This window comes from Alkalihalophilus lindianensis, from assembly GCF_032843265.1.
Lineage (GTDB): Bacteria > Bacillota > Bacilli > Bacillales > Bacillaceae_D > Alkalihalophilus > Alkalihalophilus lindianensis.
This window is the reverse complement of sequence record NZ_JAWJBA010001010.1, coordinates 1-237: the sequence shown is the minus strand read 5'-3', so window position 1 is coordinate 237 and position 237 is coordinate 1. Positions and strand designations below refer to the sequence as shown.

Below are 237 nucleotides of genomic sequence, written 5' to 3'. Positions count from 1 at the left end.
AACAGCCGTTCGGCAAGCAGCTTCATTCTGGAATAGTCTTTAGCAATTTCCACTGCACCAATGATTTCCTTACCGAGAAAGATAGGCAAGGTAGTGTTCATCGTGTCAATTCTAGTTCCGTGAGCGTTCACATAAACCTGTGTTTGGTTATAAATTGGTTTTCCTGTTTTCACCACTTTTAACAGTGTACTTGATTCCTCTTTTAATGAAGGAAATGCCGCCAATAAGTGTTTCCCC

The 237-nt window shown here is 40.9% G+C and carries 1 pseudogene; it reads right to left on the bottom strand.

Annotation, left to right across the window (positions count from 1 at the left end):
- Positions 1-237: pseudogene (locus tag RYX56_RS25170) on the bottom strand (sigma-54-dependent Fis family transcriptional regulator); the annotation flags it as partial.